Below are 16484 nucleotides of genomic sequence, written 5' to 3' on the forward strand. Positions count from 1 at the left end.
CTTGTACGCTGCAACGTGGACGCGAAGCCCCGTATCCGCACCCGAGAGGACCGCGTCCCGACCCCTGTTAGTCCACATTAGAGGAGACGCGATGCGGGCCTGGAAGGACCGGACGCCGCTGCTGCGCGGGCGCCTGCACGGCCGACTGCTCATCGTCCTCGGCGTCGTCGCCGCCCTCGCGGTGGCGGTCGCGGTCTGGCAGTTCTCCACGGCCCTCGGCGGCGGCGAGGGCCAGGGCGCCTCCGACGACTGGGCGGGCCCCGCCGCGGACCACGACGGCGCCTCCGTCGCCCCTCTCGAAGAGGACTCCTCGGCGGCCGCCCCCACCTCGGCGAGCACGAGCCCGACGGTCGAGGCCACCTCCGAGACGCCCGAGGAGACGCCGAGCGAGGAGACCGACGAGGAGCCGAGCGAGGAGGACGACACCGGACCGGCCGGGCCGAGCTGCACCGCCGCGCTCAGGCTCGCGGACGAGTGGTCGGACTCGATCTCGGTCGAGGTCACGGTCGTCAACACCGGCGAGGAGGCCGTCGGCGGCTGGGAGATCGTCCTCGACATCGACGGCGTCGAGGTCACCAGCACGTGGGGCATGAGCCGGATCGAGGGCGACCGCTACGGCAACGGCCTGTTCAACGGCGCGCTCGACCCCGGCGAGGACGCCGGGCCGAGCTTCCGGGCCGACACCGAGGGCGAGCCCGAGCTGCCCGGCACGGTGCCCTGCACGGCCGTCCCTTAAGAGCGCCGCGGTTCGAGGAAGGACAGGTGGTCCTTGGTGATCGTCGTGGTGACCAGCAGCTCGGTGATCAGGTTGTGGTTGAGCGCGTTGCCGACCGGTGGCGGGATCTCCTTCTCGACCAGGCCGCGGACGTGCGGGCTCAGCCGGTGGCGCACCTCGGAGACCCGGCGGGCGGCCTTGCGCCAGTTCCAGCCCGCCGCGGGCTGGAGCTCGTGCAGCTCCTGGGCGACCTCCTCCCACGTCAGCGGCTGCGGGTGGGTCTCCCCGCGCAGGTAGCGCTGGCCGAGAGCGACGAGCACCAGGCGCTCGTCGGGGCTGAGCGGCCACACCGGCCGCCCGAGCGTCTCCAGCTCGCAGACCCTCCCGCCGGAGCCCGGCGGCGGCCCTGCAGCGACGCGCACCTCCAGCAGGTGCTCCTGCCCGGGTGCGACGATGAACAGCGGCGTGTACTTCGAGGCCAGCTCGACGTGGTCGCCGCCGAGCACCAGCCCCGATTCGGGCATCCGGATCGGCAGTCTGCCGACGTTGTGCACCTCCCAGCGCGAGCGGCGGCGCCTGATGTAGCCGTGCCTGCGGCTGACGTGCAGGTCGTCCGGGCCGACGCACACGTGGACCTCGGGGTCGTTGCGCCCGAACACGACCGTGAAGTCGCTGTCGGGCGAGACGCTCATGCCGCCGTTCGCGCCCATGACGAACAGCGTGCCGGGCTGGACCGGCGGCAGCTCGCGGGTGAGACTGCCGGACTCCTTCGGAAGGAGGACGACCTTGTCGGCCCTCCTGGTGCGCAACTGTGGCATGGCTACTCCCAACGTTCTGGCCGGTCCGACGCTAACCCGGCCGGCGCGAGAGGGGTCCCGCCCGGTCAGCCGGAGCCCTCGACCTCGCTGGTGCTGGAGGTGCCGATGGTGAGGAACTCGCCGGTGCCGACCTGGAAGCCGTCGATCGATATGAGCATGTCGATCTCGCCGGGCGGGTACTCGAACTCGAGGTGGTACGTCGACTCCTCGGGCAGCGGCGGGATCTCGACGGTCTCCTCCCATGGCAGCTCCACGTCCTCCAGCGTCGTCGGCTCGCCGTTGACCGTGTAGGTCAGCGAGATGAGCGGGCCGTCCCCGGTGAACTGGAACGTCAGCAGGCGCGACGGCCGCTCCTGGGCGGCGGCGACCGCCGAGCGCTCGAGGGGGAGCGCCCTGCCGTTCGACCGCTCGGCTTCGGAGCCGAGCGGGACGAGGGCGGCGGCCCCGCCGCCGAGCACCGCCGCGGCCCCGAAGCCGAGCAGCACCCGCCGCCGGCTCGCCTTCGGCTCGGCGGGCGGGAGCTCGGCGGAGGCGGCGATCGCCGCCTCCAGCTCATCGCTCGTCCACGGCTCGTCCGCCTCGGCGAGCTGCTCGATCAGCTCCGGCACGGTCGGGCGATCGGACGGGTCGGGGGCCATGCAGCGGGCCGCCAGCTCCCGCAGCCCCTCGTCGGCGAAGTCGTCCGGCCACGACGAGTCCTCGGTCGACGGCTCGCCGGTGCAGGCGAAGGCCAGGGTCGCGCCGAACGCGTAGACGTCGCCCGCGGGCCCGAGCCGCGCGCCCTCGGCCTGCTCGGGCGACATGAACCCCCTGGTCCCGGCGGGGGCCGGAGCGGCGGTGCGCCCATCGTCGCCGAGTTCACGGGCGGTCCCGAAGTCCACGAGGCGGACGCCGTCGTCGGTGAGGAGCACGTTCCCCGGTTTGACGTCGAGGTGGACGATCCCGGCCTCGTGGACCGAGCGGAGCGCGTGCGCGAGGCCGGCGGCGATCGACCGCGCCTGGGCGGCGGGCATGGTCCCGAACCGCCGGACCGCGTCCCTGACCGAGACCGAGGGCAGGAACTCCGTCGCGATCCAGGGCGTCTCGTCCTCGGGGGCCGCCTCGATGAACGGCGCGCCGTAGCCGTCTCCGGCCTTCGCGGCCGCGTCGGCCTCGCGGCGGAGGCGCTCGCGCGCCTGCGGATCCGAGGCGTGCTCGGCGTGCATGACCTTGACGGCCGCCCTGCGTCCGCCCTTGGACAGGCCCAGGTAGACGGTCGCCATGCCGCCCGCGCCGATGCGCGCCTGGAGCCGGAAGGTCCCGATCGAGCGGGGGTCGTCGTGCTGGAGGGGCTGCATGTCTACCTTTCAGTGGCGGGTTCGAGGGCGTGGACGCGGCCGTCGCTCGTGCCGACGAACACCAGGCCGTCGAGCGGCACCGGCGGGGCGGTGAAGGTCTCGCCCGCGTCCCAGGTCCACAGTGTTGACCCGTCGGCGAGGTCGAGCGCGTACGCGGTCCGGTCGGTGCCGCAGACGTAGAGCGCGCCGTCCGCCGGCCGCAGCAGGTTCGTGGTCCCGTACGGATCGCCTTCGCCCCCGCCGCTCTGGACCGCCCAGAGCTCCTCGCCGGTGTCGGCCCGGAGCGCCAGCGTGTCGCCGCCGCCCGCCTGGGCGTAGAGCACCCCGTCGCCGTAGAGGAACCGGTGGCCGAACGAGCCGGTGGGCCTGGTCCAGACCGCGGCGCCGTCCTCGGTGCGGACGGCGTGGACGACGCCTTCGGCGTCGCAGGCGACGACCATGCCGTCGCCAAGCGACGGTGATGACGCGGTGTCCATCTCGTAGGTCCAGGCGGTGTCGCCGGTGCGCGGGTCGAGTCCTTCCAGGACGGCGTGCGCGGCGACGACGATGTCGTCGTTCGCCACGAGCCCGTTCTCGGGGTTCACCTCCGCGTACCAGACCTGCCCGCCGCCGTCGGCCCGCAGCGCCGCGACGGCCTCGCTGCCGACGCACAGGAGCTCGCCGCAGGCGAAGGGGCCCTGCCACGGGAGGAATTCGGTGCTTCGGGACCATTCGACGCCGCCTGAGGCGGCGTCGAGGGCGGTCAGCGCCCAGGGGTAGATCGATTCGTCGACCGTGTACAGGCGCCCGTCGGCCACCGCCGCGCGGACGACGGCCTCGCGTTCCCATGCGACCGCTCCGGTGGCGGGGTCGAGCGCCTGGAGCCGGTCGTCCGCGACGGCGACGATGAGGCCGCCCGCGGCGGTCACGGTGGGTCCGAAGACGCCGACCTGCACGCTCCATCTCGGCACGGCCTCGGGCGGCGGGGCGCTCGGCGAGGGCTCGCCCGTGGCCGCCGGGGAGGCGCTGCCCTCGGGGGGTTCGGCGGTCTGCGGCTCGGCGGCGCCGTCCGGCCACAGCGCCCAGGCGGCGCCCGCGGCGAGGAGTCCCGCCGCGGACAGGCCGCCGGCGACGACGGCGCGGCGGCCGATCCTCCTGGGCGGGGCGGGTGCGGGGCCGAAGTCCGAGGGGGCGTCGAGCGTGCCCATGGCGGCCTTCGGCGACGGCGGGGCGGCCTCGGTCGGCGTCCGCGAGGGGATCGGCTCGGCCTCGCGGCGGGCGATGCCGACCGCGACGGGCTCGGGCAGCCAGTCGGTGCCGTGCAAGGGCACCGGGTCGCCGCCGAGCCGCTCCAGGAGCTTCTCGGCGGTGGGACGGCGGGCCGGGTCCGGTTCGAGGCAGGCGGCCGCGATCCGGGCGAGGGCGCGGTCGGGGAGGGCGCGGGCGGGGTCGGTCCCGGGCTCGGGGCGGCCGGAGTCGAAGCCGGGGCGGCCGGTGGCCGCGTAGTGCAGGACCACGCCGAGCGAGAACAGGTCGCCGGAGGGCCGCACGCGCCGGCCCGCGGCCTGCTCGGGCGACATGTACACGGGGGTGCCGATCGCCGTCCCCGGCTGGGTGATCCCGGTGGCGTCCTCGGGCCGCACGATGCCGAAGTCGATGACCTTCGGGCCTCCGGCGGTCAGCATCACGTTGGCGGGCTTGAGGTCGCGGTGCACCAGTCCGGCGCGGTGGATGGCCGCGAGCGCCTCGGCCAGGCCGGTCGCGAGCGCGCGCAGCGCCTCGGGCGGCAGGGGCCCGCAGGCCTCGACGGCCTCCTTCAGCGTCATGCCGGGCACGTACGCGGCGGCCAGCCACGGTTCGGGGGCGTCGGGTCCGGCGTCGAGCACTGCGGCGGTGAAGGCGCCGCTCACCTCGCGGGCGGCCTCGACTTCGCGCCGGAACCGGTCGCGGAACTCGGCGTCCTTGGCGAGGCCGGCCTTGACGACCTTGACGGCGACCTTCCGTCCGCCGGGGGCGAGGGCGAGGTAGACGGTGCCCATGCCGCCGGCGCCGAGGCGGGCGAGGAGCGCGTAGGGGCCCACGCGCTCGGGGTCGTCGTCGCTCAGCGGCTCCACGGCGTGTCCTTCCCGCGGCTCGGGCGCCGCGGCGGTCGCCGAGCGGTCACCGGTCTCGCGGACCGCTTAGAACGATAACCGTTCCGCACCGGGTCGCCGCCCGAAGGGCGGTGGGCTTCAGGCGATCTCGACGACGGGGTTGTGGTGGACGGGAAAGTTCACCGAGTTGGCGATGAAGCAGGTCTTGTTGGCCTCGAGGTGCAGCTCGACAGCCTGGTCCATACTGGACTCGGCGGTGATGGTCACCTTGGGGTTCAGGACGACCTCGACGAAGCGGCCGCTGCTGCCCGGGGCCATGGCCAGACGGCCGGTCGCCAGGTCCTCGTAGGAGGTCACCACGACGCGGTGGGTGGCGCACAGCGCCAGGTAGGTGAGCATGTGGCATTCGGCGAGGGCGGACACGAGGAGGTCTTCGGGGTTCCACCGCTCGGGGCGGCCGCGGAAGGCCGGGTCGGCGCTGCCCTCCAGCGCGGGCTTGCCCTGGACGAGGACCTCGTGGTCCCGCTCGTAGTCGCGGTAGTTCGACGTGCCAGAGCCGGTGTTCCCGGTCCACCGGACGGTGACTTCGTAGTGGTGCTCGCCGCGCATCGGTCGCTCCTTCGGTCAGCAGAGGGCGTCGACAGCCTAACCGGAGGGGTTCGACGCGGTTGTCACGGTCCGCCGAGACGTGCTTGATCTGCGCTGATGGAGTACCCGGCGCGGCGCCGAGACCAACGTCGACAGTCGATGCGTTCGAGCACAGGGGACACGGCGGGCGCCGCCGGTCACGTACCGTCGGTCCGCGGGCCGGTCGGCTCGGTGCCGCGCCTCTGACGGTACGCGCGCCAGAGCCGCTTCGCCACCGCGATGCCCACGGTGACCGCCACGCTCTTGATCAGCCGTCCCATCATGATTTCCTCCCATGCCCCGCGGGCGTCCCGCGGCGTGCGCTGGGGCATTCCCCGCCCTTCGCGGCGTTAAACCCGCAGGGCAGGCTCTAAGGGCCGCTGAGCGCGTCGAGCTCGTCCCAGGGCACGCGCAGGCGGACGGTGCCGGGGGCGGCGATGTCCAGCTCGGACAGCGGCGCGTAGCGGGTGTCGCGGTGCAGCCAGATCGCGAAGCGTCGCAGCAGCGCCGGGCCGACCTCGTCGCGGCGCTCGTAGCCGAACAGCCGGACGCGGGTGCGGCCCACCACCATCCCTTCGACCACGAGCGCCCGGCGCTCGGGCGCCGGCCTGGCGCGGACGTCGAGCACCATGCCGACGCGCCTCCCGCTCGGGTCGAGGACCTCGGCGTTGAACAGTTCAGCTCCCCGCACGGCCCGCTCCCGGGATCCGTTCGACGAAGGCCCTGAACCGGCGCTCGGTGGGGCTGGCCGCCGCCTCCCCGGCCTCCGCGGTCACCTCGACGTCGGATTTCACGTCCACGACGTCGTCGAGGTCGATGCGGCGCGGGGAGTCGGGGCCGCCGGTCAGGCGCATCCCGAGGCGCAGCAGCCATCGCGTCGGCTGCGGCACCCGCTCGCACAGGGCCGAGGTGCCCACCAGCAGCGCGGTGACCTCCAGGGCGCCATCGGGCCGGCGGGTCAGCTCCACATCGTCGACCTTGCCGACGGGCTCGGCCTCCGGTGCGGTGATCTGCCGGTCGAGCAGCTGCGTGCCCAGGTCGATCCGGTCGCGTCCGTGCCATTCGATCCAGTTCATGCGCCCATCCCCGTCGTGATCATCAGCGGGATCGCCGCGATCGCGGCGACCAGCACCACCACCATCATCACCAGGCCGACGGCGTTGCTGAACCTGCCGTTGACGTGGTCGCCGAGGTACTGCCGGTCGTTGGCGACGATCAGGACCGGCAGGTACGTCAGCGGCAGCGCCACCGCCGCGCCGACCAGCGCGACCTCGGTGACCATGACCGGGTCCACGCCGGTCTGGACGATGAGGAGCGCGATGAGGACCGAGCCGGCCACCACGGCGTGGAACCGCGCCGCGCGCTTGGGAGGAAGCCGTTTGCCCCACGGCCATCCGAAGTACTGCGACAGCATGTAGCCGCAGGACATCGCGGTCTCGAAGGCGGCGCCGACCAGCACGGCGAAGAAACCGAACAGGACCACGATCATGCCCGCCATGCCGAAGGCGAGGCCCACTGGCAGGACGACCTGGCCGAGGCTCTGCGCGTCCATGCCGAGGGGCAGCATGACGACCGCGGCGGCGGCCGCGATGCTCAGCGCGAGCAGGCCGCCCACGGGGAAGCCGATGAGCGCGGTGGCGCGCTGCATGCGCAGGTCCTTCGCGGACCACCGCTCCTCGACGCCGCCCGAGGACAGGAAGAACACCTCGTAGGGCGTCATCGCGGCCGCGAACAGGGTGATGGCGTAGTAGAAGTACGTCGGGACCGGTTCGCCGGCCGGCGGGGTGATGCCGGCGGCCTGCCCGGCCAGGGCCGACCAGTCGGGGTCGAGCCACCAGATGGAGACGGCGAACACCGCGACGGCGAGCCCGGCGAGACCGAGGACCTGTTCGATCTTCTCGAACTTGACGCGCCACATGACGATCCACAGCCCGATCGCGACCGGCGCCACCCAGACCACGTGCGGAACGCCGCTTGCCAGTTCGATGACCACGGCGACGCCGCCGATCTGCGCGGCCAGGGTCAGGATCGTGACCAGGAGCGAGGCGATGAGGTTGAGCAGGGCCGCACGCGGGCCGAGCCGCTCGCGGACCAGGTCGTAGACGGGGCGGCCGGCGACGGCCACGATCCTGCCCGACATCTCGGCGTAGGCGCAGATGCCGATCACGCCGAGGAGGACGACCCACGCCAGGCCGAGGCCGTAGCGGGCGCCGATGGCGGCGTTGGTGACGATGTCGCCCATGTCGAGGAAGCCGCCGACGGCCGCCAGGATGCCGAGGCTGAGCCCGAGGTACTTCTTCACAGCAGCTCGCTCCGCCCTTCGAGCGCGGTGGCGAGCTCTTCGGCGCTCCGCTTCGCGCTGCGCAGGGCGAAGCGGTCGCCGTCCTCCACCGCGCTCTGCGTCAGGCCGATCAGGGTCGTCGCTTCGACGAGCAGCGTCATGAGCCCGCCGTGGTCGCCGGGGAGTCTCGCCAGGTCTTCACGGGCGGTGACCAGTTCCGAGCGGGCCTCGTCGAGGACGACGGTGAGGGTGACGGCGGGGGCGGGAGGGTCCTCGAGTCCGGCCTCGGCGACGAGGAGGGCCGTCTGGACCTGGGTGTGGGCGGTGGCGGTGATCCGGTCTTCGGCGGTGCCGGTGGAGGCGGCCCAGCTGGAGCAGGCCGCCGGGCTCAGGGCCAGGACGGCGGCGAGCGCCGCGGCGAAGCGGCGGATCATCGCCCGCGCCTGGGCCCCCATGCCGCGCACCCCCGTCCGTCCGACCGCTGTCGAAGCCGCGTACCCGGTGGACGGGAACTCAACCATCGAACACCATCAGTAGTCGAACAGTAACAAATGGACACTGCCGGGGGCGGCGGGTCGGAAACGGCGCCGCCTGGATCCGGGCGGTGGGTACCGTGGGCCGATGGACACACTCGATGAGCTGCTGGAGATGGAGCACGCCGGGTGGCGGTCGCTGTGCGAGGGCACCGGTGGGGCGTTCTACGGCTCGGTCATGACCGAGGACGCCGTGATGGTCCTCGCGCACGGTTTCGTCCTGGGCAGGGCCGCGGTGGCGGCCTCTCTGGACGAGGCTCCGCCCTGGAGCGGTTACGAGATCACCGAGGAGCGCGTCGTCGCGGTCGGCGAGGGCGCCACGGCGCTGGTCTACCGGGCCCGGGCGTGGCGGGAGGGCGGCGAGGCGGCGTTCGTCGCGCTGATGTCCTCGGTGTACGTCGAGACGCCGGAGGGCCGGAGGCTCGCGCTCTATCAGCAGACGCCGGTGCCGCACTCGGAGTGAGGGGCCCGCCGTTCAGCCGCGGCGGCCGCTGTCGGGCCAGACGACCGTGACGGGCAGGCCGCGGTCCTTGGCGGCCTCGACGACGTCGGCCGTGCCGCCGGCCACCTGTGCGGGGCCGCCGTCCCAGACGGCGAGGACGTGGTCGGCGGTCTCGAGCATGGCCAGCGCGGCGGCCATGCGGGCCTCCGGAGTGGACTCGCGGTGGTCGAGCTCGCGGACGCCTGAGGCCAGGGCCAGGAGCCGGTCGTATTCGAGGATGTTGCCCTCGTCGAGGCTCTTGCGGTAGTCGGCGGCGGGCACGATGACCTCGATGGCGCCGCCGAGGTCCAGCACCGCTCTGGCGAAGGTCTGGTCGACGCCGTCGTCGAGGCAGGTGATGCCGACCGTCGACTCGCCGTCCTCGAATTCGGCCAGCAGCATGCGCAAGGCGGTGTCGACGTCGACCATGGTGGCGCCGTGGACATCGCGGTGTCCGGTGATGGCGATTCGCATCGGCCGCGCCTCCCTTCGGTTCGGGCGGTCTTCCGCCCCGATCCTCGCAGGTCCTCCGGGGCCCCGGGCCGTTTTCGGCGGATCCGCGCGACGGCGTTTTGAAGTTTCTCTTCAACATATTGATTTCTTATGAAGACTTCTGCCAGGATGATCGAAGGGGTCGTACCCGCCCGACGGGTCCACACTCCACCCACGCTCAACCCCGGCACAGGCGGGAGTCCGCACCATGAAGGCGAACCTCAAGTCGACGTCCAAGCGGCTCCGGGCCATCGGCCTCGCCGCCGCCCTCAGCACCGCGCTCAGCGCGGCCCTCATCGCCGCGACCACCACCCAGGTCGCCGCCCAGCCCGACCACGCCGAGCCCCCGGGCGCGAACCACGCCGGCTGGTGGGAGGACCTCCTCCAGCGCTGGTTCGTGAAGCACCACCTGCGGGGCATGAGCCTCGAGGAGAAGGTCGGCCAGCTCTTCGTCACCTACGCCTACGGCGAGACCGCCGACACGACCGACCCCGACGACGTCGCCGCGAACCAGGAGGCCCACGGCGTCGACAACGCCGACGAGCTGCTCGAGCGGTACCCGCTCGGCGGCGTCATCTACTTCGCGTGGTCGAACAACGTGAACGACCCGCAGCAGATCGCCGGGCTCTCCAACGGGCTCCAGGAGGCCGCCGCCGAGACCGGCACCCCGCTGCTCATCTCCACCGACCAGGAGCACGGCCTCGTCACCCGCATCGGCCCGCCCGCGACCCAGCTGCCGGGCGCGATGGCCCTGGGCGCCACCCACGACGCCGACGACGCCCGCACCGCCGCCGAGATCAGCGGCGCCGAACTCGAGGCCATGGGCATCGACCAGAACTTCGCGCCAGTCGCCGACGTCAACGTCGACCCCGCCAACCCCGTCATCGGGGTCCGCTCCTTCTCCTCCGACCCGCAGCACGCCGCCGACATGGTGGCCGCCCAAGTGGACGGCTACCAGTCCTCGGGCGAGCTGGCCTCGGCCGTCAAGCACTTCCCCGGCCACGGCGACACCAGCGACGACAGCCACGCGGAGCTGCCGCGGATCGACCACACCTACGAGGAATGGACCGAACTGGACGCGCCGCCGTTCCAGGCCGCCATCGACGAGGACGTCGACACCGTCATGACCGCCCACATCCAGTTCCCCGCCCTCGACCCGTCCCTCAAGCCCGCGACGCTGTCCGAGCCGATCCTCACCGGACTGCTGCGCGAGGAGCTCGGCTTCGACGGCGTCGTCATCACCGACTCGCTGTCGATGGACGGCGTCCGCGAAGGCTACGGCGACGACCGCGTCCCGGTCATGGCGCTGCTCGCCGGCGCCGACATGCTGCTCATGCCGCCGGACATCGACCTCGCCTACAACGCGGTCCTGGACGCCGTCGAGTCCGGCGAGCTCTCCGAGCGGCGCATCGACGAGTCCGTCGAGCGCATCCTCGGCCTGAAGTACGAGCTCGGCCTGTTCGAGGACCCCTACGTCGACCCCGAGCGGGTCGACGAACTCGTCGGCACGCCCGAGCACCTCGAGGCCGCGCAGGCCGTCCAGGACCGGACCACCACGCTGATCGCCAACGACGGCGCCCTGCCGCTCGCCGAGCCGAGCGGCGACGCCCTCGTCACCGGCTGGGGCCAGAGCACCACCGCCACCGTCGCCGAGCAGTTCACCGAGCACGGCTGGACCGCCGAGAACGTCACCACCGGCGCCTCGCCGACCGAGGCGGACATCGCCGCCGCCGTCGCGGCGGCCGAGGGCAAGGACCTCGTCGTGGTCACCACCAACGGGGTCGCCACCGCACCGGCCCAGGCGGAGCTCGTCGCGGCCCTGCACGACACCGGCACGCCGGTCGTGACGATCGCGGTCCGCAACCCGTACGACGTCGCCCACTACCTCGACGACACGGCCGCCAACCTGGCGACCTACTCCTACAACGCCGGCGCCCTGCGATCGGCCGTGAGCACGATCTTCGGCGAGGTCCAGCCGCAGGGCAGGCTCCCCGTCGACATCCCGACCGCCGACGACCCCGAGGCGACGCTGTTCGCCTTCGGACACGGCCTGACCTACTGACCCGCCGCCCCGGCCCTCAGCCCGATGCCGCTCTCCGAGGGGGGCCGGGGCGGCTCCTCGACCGCAAGGGGACACCATGAGCACACGCCACATCGACCGACGGACACTGTTCGGCGGCACCGCCGCCGTCGTGGGCGGGGCCGCCCTGCCCGCGCTCGCCGCCTCCGGCGCCCACGCGGGGCGCGGCGGGCGCGTCAAGACCGGGATCGAGGTCCTCGCCGAGGCGGGCTTCGCCGAACTCGCCGGGCAGGCCGTCGGCGTCATCTCCAACCCGACCGGGATCCTGCCCGACCTGAGCCACATGGTCGACCTCATGCACTTCAGCGGCGAGGTCGACATCGTCGCCGTCTTCGGCCCCGAGCACGGCTTCCGCGGCACCTCGCAGGCCGGCGAGGGCGAGGACTACTTCCTCGACCCCAAGACCGGCATCCCGGTCTACAACGCCTACAACGACAAGGACCGCATGGCCGAGCTCCTCGCCGAGGCCGGCGTGGAGACCCTCGTCTTCGACATCCAGGACGTCGGCTCGCGGTTCTACACCTACATCTGGACGATGTACCTGGCCTTGGAGGCCGCCGCCGGGCTCGGCGTCAGGTTCGTCGTCCTCGACCGGCCCAACCCGGTCTCGGGCGCCGAGGCCTCCGGGCCGGTCCTGCACCCCGAGCACGCGACCTTCGTGGGCCTCAAGCCGATCGCGCAGCGCCACGGCATGACCGTCGGGGAGCTGGCGCGGCTGTTCAACGCCGAGTTCGTGCCGGAGGCGGCCGGGGCGGCGGCCGATCTGACCGTCGTCGAGATGGACGGCTGGAACGGCCGCATGCACTTCGAGGACACCGGGCTGCCGTGGGTGGCGCCCTCGCCGAACATGCCGACGCCGGGCACCGCCGCCGTCTACCCGGGCACCTGCCTGTTCGAGGCCACCGCGCTCTCGGAGGGCCGCGGCACCACGCAGCCGTTCCAGCTGCTCGGCGCGCCCGAGATCGACCACGGCTGGGCCGAGGCCCTGAACGGGGCGGAGCTGCCGGGCGCCCGCTTCCGCGAGGCCTACTTCAAGCCGACGTTCTCCAAATGGGCCGGCGAGGTCTGCGGCGGCGTCGAGCTCCAGGTGACCGACCGGAGAGCGTTCGACCCGATCAGGACCGGCCTGGCGATGATCATCGAGCAGCGCCGCCGCTTCGGCCAGTACGGGTGGCGCGAGCAGGACGGCCCCGACTCGTACTGGCTCGACAAGCTCAGCGGCAACCGGGAGGTGCGGCTCGCCGTCGAGGAGGGCGCGGACGTGGACGAGGTGGCCGAGGTCTGGGCCGAGGATCTCGCCGCGTTCGCCGACGTGCGCGAGGAGCACCTGATATACCGGCGAAGGGGCCGGTGAGGAGACGTCATGAACCGTCGAATGATCATCAGCGGCGCGGCCGGCTCGGCGTTCGCCGCGCTCGCGGGAGGCGCGCGGGCGGCGGCCGAGGAGCGGCCGGGCGGCGGCGAGGCCACCGGGCCGCCCGCGGCGGGCCCCGGGGACGTGGACTTCCCTCGGCGGCCGCACCGGCTGCGCACCGGCGATCCGTCCGAAGCGGGCCTGGTCGCCGAGCACGTCGACCGGATCGTCCCCGAGGTCTCGGCGTTCATGGAGGGACCCGAGCCGTCGTTCCCCGGCTTCACCGTGCTGGCGGCCCGCGACGGCGTCGTCGTCGCGCACGCGGCCGCGGGCCACCGGGTGCGCTACGCGAGCTGGGACGAGGAGACCGAGACGGCGGTCGAGCTGCCCGCCGAGCAGTGGGAGCCGGCCACGGTCGACACGATCTACGACATGGCCTCGATCTCGAAGCTGTTCACCGCCACCGTCACCGGCCGCATGATCGACGAGGGGCGGATCGACCCGGCCGCGCCCGTCGTCGAGTACCTCCCGGAGTTCGACGGCCTCGACGCGGCGAAGCGCCCGATCACCGTGGGGCAGCTGCTGTCCCACACCTCCGGGATGATCGCGTTCGTCAACCTGTACGCGCTGCCCGACGACGCCGCCCGGATGGCGAAGATCTACGCCCATCCCTTGCAGCGCGAGCCCGGCAGCGGCTACGAGTACTCCGACCTCAACCTGATCGTCCTGGCCGAGGTCCTCGAGCGCGTCACCGGCGGCGCCCTGGACGAGCTCGTCGCCGAGTTCGTCACCGGGCCGCTGGGCATGGCCGACACCGGCTACAACCCGCCGCCGGAAACCGTCGGCCGCGTCGCGGCCACCGAGTATCAGCCGTGGACCGGCCGGGGCATGATCCGCGGCTCCGTCCACGACGAGAACGCCTGGTCCTTCGGCGGCGTCGCCGGGCACGCCGGCGTCTTCTCCACCGCCTGGGACCTGGCCGTGTTCGGGCAGATGGTCCTGAACGGCGGCAGGTACGGCGAGGCGGCCGTCCTCAGCGAGGAGACGACGCGGCTGATCTTCACGAACATGAACCCGGGGCTCGGCGCGGGCGCCGCGCGGGGCCTGGGCTGGCAGATCGGCCAGCGCTTCTACATGGACGCGATGTCCTCGCCGGTCACGGTGGGCCACACCGGCTACACCGGCACCTCGATCGTGCTCGACCCGCTCACCGGCTCGCTGCTGGTGCTGCTGAGCAACCGCGTCCACCCGACGCGGAACCGGGGCGCCGTCAGCACCTACCGCAGGGCCGCCGCCCGCCCGATGGCCCGGGCCGTGCCCGTCGAGCCGCGCACCGGCCGCGAGGCCTGGTACGCGGGCCAGGCGGACGGGACGACGGCGACGCTCACGGTGCCGCTGCGGAGCCCGATCGACGGCGGCTCGGCGGAGTTCGCGCTCTGGTACGACACCGAGTCGACCGACGTCGGGGCGCTGGAGGCGAGCGGCGACGGCGAGACGTGGGAGCCGGTCGGCCTGGAGCTGTGCGCGGGCGAGCACCGGTGGTCGACCGACGGGGCCTTCTCCGGCTTCTCGGGGCGGCGGTGGATCGACGCGCGGGCCGAGCTGCCCGACGGGACCGCTCAGCTGCGGTGGTCGTACGCCTCCGACCCGTCCTATCAGGGGCGCGGCGTCTACGTCGACAAGATCCGCGTCAAGCGGGGCTGGTCGACCGTGTTCAACGGCTCACGCCCGCACGACAGGGAGCGCATCGACGCGGCAGGATGGAGCCCGAGCCGGAACTGAGCGAGAGGACGGGCCATGATCGGAGTCACCGGCGCCACCGGCGGCGTGGGTTCGGGAGTGGTGCGGCATCTGCTGGCCGCCCCCGAACGCCCCGAGGTGGCGGCGCTCGCCCGCAGGCCCGAAGCGGTCCCGGCCTCGGAGCGCCTGTCGGCGCGCCGGGCCGACTACGACGACGCCGCGTCCTTGCGCGAGGCATTCGAGGGCCTGCGCACGCTCGTGTTCGTCTCCAGCGACGGCACGGCCGAGACGATGACCCGCCACCACCGGAACGTGGTGGCCGCGGCCGCCGAGGCGGGCGTCGAGCACGTGGTCTACAGCGGCATCCTGGACGCCGAGGCGGACTCGCGGTTCTACTACTCCCCCGGCCACCGGGAGACCGAGCGGCTTCTGGCCGCCTCCGGCATCGCGCACTGCCTGGCGCGGACGTCGATCTTCGCCGACTTCTTCACGGAGACGTGGCTGGAAGCGGCGCTGAAGAGCGGCGTGCTGGCCCTGCCGACCGGGGACGGGTCCATGTCGCTGGTCAGCCGCGGCGACGTGTCCCGCGGCCTGGCCGCCGCCGCACTGCGGGGCACCGAGGGCGTCGTGGACTTGACCGGGCCGGAGGCGTTGACGGCGGCCGAGGTCTGCGCGGTCGCCGAGGCGGCGACCGGCAGGCCGGTGCGCCACGACGACCTCGACGAGGACGACCACCGGGAGCGGCTCGCCGCCGAATCCGAACCGGCGTGGCTGATCGAGGCGTACAGCAGCATGTTCCGCTCGGTGCGGGAGGGCCGCTTCGCGGCGGTCTCGCGGGACTGCGCCGACTTGACCGGCGAGCGGGGGCAGACCTTCGCCGAGTTCCTGAGCGGGCGCTGAAGCACGGAGCGGTCCCGGCGGCTCCGCCTCCGGGACCGCTCCGTGCTCCTGTCAGGCGGGCTTGTCGACCTGGCCGATGCGGATGTGGTTGCCGAAGGGGTCGCGCAGCGCGCAGTCGATGCCGTAGGGCTGCTCGGTGGGCTCCTCGGTGAACTCCACGCCCCTGGAGCGGAGTTCCTCGTAGGTGGCCCGGCAGTCGTCGGTGGTGAGGATCGCGGCCACGCCCATGGCGCCCTTGGTGACCAGGTCGCGGATCTGGGCGGCGGTGGCCTCGTCGTGCGAGGGCGGGCCGGGCACCTCGAGGAGGATGCGCCGATCGGGCTGGCCGGGCAGGCTCACGGTGAGCCAGCGCATGAAGCCGAGGTCGGCGTCCTCGACGACCTCGAAGCCGAGCTTGCCGACGTAGAAGTCCAGGGCCTCGTCCTGGTCGAGGACGTACACGTTGTGAATGCTGATTCCTGTGAACATGCGATAAGCCTATGGGGCCGCGGGCGGCCCGGGCTTATCCGAAACTGCTCGGTCTGGTCCAGGTCTTGACGAAGCACACGGGCACGTGGAGCGGCTCGGACTCGGCGCGGAAGCGGGTCGGGGGGCGCCCGATGATCGCCGAGAAGGTGCGGCTGAACGTGCCGAAACTGTCGAAGCCGACGGCGAGCGCTATCTCGGTGACGGTGCGGTCGCTGTTGCGCAGCATCGCGCAGGCGCGCTCGATGCGGCGGCGCTGGAGGTAGCGGTGGGGCGTCTCGCCGAAGGTCTCGCGGAAGGAGCGGCTGAAGTGCGCCGGGGACATGAGCGCGATCCGGGCGAGGCCGGGCACGTTCAAAGGCTCAGCGTAGTCGCGGTCCATCGCGTCCCGCGCCCGCAGCAACCGCCGGTTCTGGTCCTCGGTGGCCGCTCGCCGCTCGATGTCGTTCATCGCCTCCATCTTCCCCCACCGCAGTCCGGCCGGGCGCGGGCCGTCCTGGTGTCGAATTCGGCGAAGCGGCCCCGCCGGGCGCGGGCGCCGGGAGAATCGGCGGCGTCGGGCCGAGGAGGCCGGTCGAACCGAGGAGGA

At 73.0% G+C, this 16484-nt stretch carries 18 protein-coding genes; 6 read left to right on the forward strand and 12 right to left on the reverse strand.

Features of this window, described 5'->3' with window-relative positions; genetic code table 11:
- Window positions 1-91: 91 nt before the first annotated feature.
- Window positions 92-736 carry a cellulose binding domain-containing protein gene (locus YWW_RS0127220; RefSeq protein WP_026932548.1) on the forward strand — a complete coding sequence of 215 codons (645 nt, stop codon included), beginning with the start codon at window positions 92-94 and terminating at the stop codon, window positions 734-736.
- On the opposite strand, the gene YWW_RS0127225 is transcribed toward YWW_RS0127220, so the two are convergent.
- The 9 genes from YWW_RS0127225 to YWW_RS0127265 form a co-directional block, all read right to left on the reverse strand.
- Window positions 733-1533 carry a hypothetical protein gene (locus tag YWW_RS0127225; protein WP_026932549.1) on the reverse strand — a complete coding sequence of 267 codons (801 nt, stop codon included), beginning with the start codon at window positions 1531-1533 and terminating at the stop codon, window positions 733-735. The two genes, YWW_RS0127220 and YWW_RS0127225, sit on opposite strands and share 4 nt — an antisense overlap.
- 65 nt (window positions 1534-1598) lie before the next feature.
- Window positions 1599-2870, reverse strand: a complete 1272-nt coding sequence (locus YWW_RS33495) for a serine/threonine-protein kinase (protein WP_051326388.1) — start codon at window positions 2868-2870, stop codon at window positions 1599-1601.
- A gap of 2 nt (window positions 2871-2872) precedes the next feature.
- Entirely contained in the window at window positions 2873-4963 is a 2091-nt protein-coding gene (locus YWW_RS0127235) for a protein kinase domain-containing protein (protein WP_026932550.1), read from the reverse strand.
- A gap of 117 nt (window positions 4964-5080) precedes the next feature.
- Window positions 5081-5551 carry an OsmC family protein gene (locus YWW_RS0127240; RefSeq protein ID WP_026932551.1) on the reverse strand — a complete coding sequence of 157 codons (471 nt, stop codon included), beginning with the start codon at window positions 5549-5551 and terminating at the stop codon, window positions 5081-5083.
- Window positions 5552-5727: 176 nt separating this feature from the next.
- Window positions 5728-5850: a hypothetical protein gene (locus YWW_RS37920; RefSeq protein ID WP_281171030.1), complete on the reverse strand. Its 123-nt coding sequence runs from the start codon at window positions 5848-5850 to the stop codon at window positions 5728-5730.
- An 89-nt stretch (window positions 5851-5939) separates the two neighbouring features.
- Entirely contained in the window at window positions 5940-6260 is a 321-nt protein-coding gene (locus YWW_RS0127250; RefSeq protein WP_026932552.1) for a hypothetical protein, read from the reverse strand.
- Window positions 6247-6645: a hypothetical protein gene (locus tag YWW_RS0127255; RefSeq protein ID WP_026932553.1), complete on the reverse strand. Its 399-nt coding sequence runs from the start codon at window positions 6643-6645 to the stop codon at window positions 6247-6249. The genes YWW_RS0127250 and YWW_RS0127255 overlap by 14 nt, the downstream gene beginning before the upstream one ends.
- Window positions 6642-7871: an NRAMP family divalent metal transporter gene (locus YWW_RS0127260; protein WP_026932554.1), complete on the reverse strand. Its 1230-nt coding sequence runs from the start codon at window positions 7869-7871 to the stop codon at window positions 6642-6644. Before YWW_RS0127260 ends, YWW_RS0127255 begins: the two co-directional genes overlap by 4 nt.
- The gene (locus YWW_RS0127265) at window positions 7868-8371 is read right to left on the reverse strand and encodes a hypothetical protein (protein ID WP_155830432.1); all 504 of its coding nucleotides are present in this window, start codon (window positions 8369-8371) and stop codon (window positions 7868-7870) included. The genes YWW_RS0127260 and YWW_RS0127265 overlap by 4 nt, the downstream gene beginning before the upstream one ends.
- Before the next feature lie 100 nt (window positions 8372-8471).
- On the opposite strand from YWW_RS0127265, the gene YWW_RS0127270 reads away from it, so the two are divergent.
- A complete protein-coding gene (locus YWW_RS0127270) occupies window positions 8472-8846 on the forward strand; it encodes a DUF4440 domain-containing protein (RefSeq protein WP_026932556.1) in 375 nt (124 codons plus the stop codon).
- A 12-nt stretch (window positions 8847-8858) separates the two neighbouring features.
- Here YWW_RS0127270 and YWW_RS0127275 read toward each other — a convergent pair whose 3' ends face one another.
- The gene (locus YWW_RS0127275; protein ID WP_035702520.1) at window positions 8859-9338 is read right to left on the reverse strand and encodes a hypothetical protein; all 480 of its coding nucleotides are present in this window, start codon (window positions 9336-9338) and stop codon (window positions 8859-8861) included.
- A 226-nt stretch (window positions 9339-9564) separates the two neighbouring features.
- Between YWW_RS0127275 and YWW_RS0127280 the strand changes: the two genes are divergently transcribed.
- The 4 genes from YWW_RS0127280 (at window position 9565) to YWW_RS33505 (ending at window position 15430) form a co-directional block, all read left to right on the forward strand.
- Entirely contained in the window at window positions 9565-11418 is a 1854-nt protein-coding gene (locus YWW_RS0127280) for a glycoside hydrolase family 3 protein (RefSeq protein ID WP_051326389.1), read from the forward strand.
- A 76-nt stretch (window positions 11419-11494) separates the two neighbouring features.
- On the forward strand, window positions 11495-12790 hold the full coding sequence (locus tag YWW_RS0127285; RefSeq protein ID WP_026932559.1) for an exo-beta-N-acetylmuramidase NamZ family protein: 1296 nt from the start codon (window positions 11495-11497) through the stop codon (window positions 12788-12790).
- Between the two features lie 9 nt (window positions 12791-12799).
- Window positions 12800-14572, forward strand: a complete 1773-nt coding sequence (locus YWW_RS33500) for a serine hydrolase domain-containing protein (protein ID WP_081687821.1) — start codon at window positions 12800-12802, stop codon at window positions 14570-14572.
- Window positions 14573-14587: 15 nt separating this feature from the next.
- Window positions 14588-15430: an NAD(P)H-binding protein gene (locus tag YWW_RS33505; protein ID WP_051326391.1), complete on the forward strand. Its 843-nt coding sequence runs from the start codon at window positions 14588-14590 to the stop codon at window positions 15428-15430.
- A gap of 51 nt (window positions 15431-15481) precedes the next feature.
- Here YWW_RS33505 and YWW_RS0127300 read toward each other — a convergent pair whose 3' ends face one another.
- Together YWW_RS0127300 and YWW_RS0127305 are read right to left on the reverse strand one after the other, a co-directional pair.
- Window positions 15482-15898, reverse strand: coding sequence for a VOC family protein (locus YWW_RS0127300; RefSeq protein ID WP_026932560.1), 417 nt, complete (start codon window positions 15896-15898; stop codon window positions 15482-15484).
- A gap of 34 nt (window positions 15899-15932) precedes the next feature.
- Window positions 15933-16346 carry a helix-turn-helix domain-containing protein gene (locus tag YWW_RS0127305; RefSeq protein WP_026932561.1) on the reverse strand — a complete coding sequence of 138 codons (414 nt, stop codon included), beginning with the start codon at window positions 16344-16346 and terminating at the stop codon, window positions 15933-15935.
- Between the last annotated feature and the right edge of the window lie 138 nt (window positions 16347-16484).

It is taken from the genome of Glycomyces tenuis DSM 44171 (genome assembly GCF_000427885.1).
GTDB classification, from domain to species: domain Bacteria; phylum Actinomycetota; class Actinomycetes; order Mycobacteriales; family Micromonosporaceae; genus Glycomyces; species Glycomyces tenuis.